The sequence below is a fragment of the Streptomyces lushanensis genome, from assembly GCF_001700515.1.
Classification (GTDB): Bacteria; Actinomycetota; Actinomycetes; order Streptomycetales; family Streptomycetaceae; genus Streptomyces; species Streptomyces lushanensis.
The window spans coordinates 1-1138 of record NZ_MAUD01000651.1 but is presented as its reverse complement, the minus strand read 5'-3'; the positions used below and the strand labels follow the sequence as shown (position 1 = coordinate 1138).

1 protein-coding gene and 1 pseudogene are annotated in these 1138 nt (G+C 68.7%); both read left to right on the top strand.

Going from position 1 to position 1138, the window contains the following annotated elements:
• Positions 1-191, top strand: a pseudogene (locus BFF77_RS32150) (SpoIIE family protein phosphatase); the annotation flags it as partial.
• Between the two features lie 90 nt (positions 192-281).
• On the top strand, positions 282-1073 hold the full coding sequence (locus tag BFF77_RS32145; protein ID WP_066957090.1) for a deazapurine DNA modification protein DpdA family protein: 792 nt from the start codon (positions 282-284) through the stop codon (positions 1071-1073).
• Positions 1074-1138: the final 65 nt, after the last annotated feature.

Here is a 1138-nt window from a genome sequence, read left to right as displayed (position 1 = left end):
CGCTGGTCCTCCTGACCAGCGACGGCGCACACGACCAGATCAACCACAACACCCTGACCGACCTGGTCCGCACCCACCAGGACGACCCACAGGCACTCGCGGATGCCCTGGTGGCCGCCGCGCAGCCGGATGAGACCGGCTATCGCGACGACGCCACTGTGGTCGTGCTCGCCATCCCGCCCATCGCCTGACCTGTACCGCTACGGAACCGAAGGGCGGCCCCGTCTCGCCAAAGAACCGGGGCCGCCCTCATCCAGCACAACTCAACAGAGGAGACGCCCGTGCTGTTCTATCTGACGACCCACAAGCGCCACTGGGTGCGCCTCACCGATGTGCCGCTGTTCCTGAAGTCCGAGCACTTCATCGCCGCCCGTACGCTGCCGGTCGCGATCGGCCGGTACGCGGTCGACTCGGGCGGTTTCTCGGAGCTCCAGAACCGTGGCCGCTGGACCCGCACCCCCCGCCAGTACATCACCGACCTGCGCCGCATCTGGGAGAACGTCGGGCCGTTTGACTGGGCCGCCCCACAGGATTGGATGTGCGAGCCGCTCATCATCCACGGCGGCAAGGCAGGACCTCTGACCTTCGTCGGCACCCACCTCAGCGTCGCGGAGCACCAGCGCCGCACCGTGGCCAACTACCTCGAACTCCGCGAGCTGGCCCCGGACTTGCCGATCATCCCCGTGTTACAGGGCTGGGAGCTCCCGGACTACGAACGGTGCGTCGACCTGTACGAGCGGGCCGGTGTGGACCTGACGGCTGAACCGCTGGTCGGCCTGGGGTCGGTGTGCCGCCGCCAGTCCACCCGCGAGGGAGCCGCCATCGTCACCGCCCTCGCCGGGCACGGCATCGCCCTGCACGGCTTCGGCTTCAAAACCCTGGGCCTGGAAAAGGTCGGCCACCTCATGGCCACCGCCGATTCCATGGCCTGGAGCTCCCACGCCCGCCGCCGCCCGCCCCTCCCGGGCCACACCACACACAAGAACTGCGCCAACTGCATCGAATACGCCCTGGCCTGGCGCACCCGCGTCCTGAACAGGCTGCCGCAGCAGCCATCGGCACTCGCCGCCTGAAACGACCGAGGGCGGCCCCCTCACGCCAATGACCGGAGCCGCCCTCATCCAGCACAACTCAACAG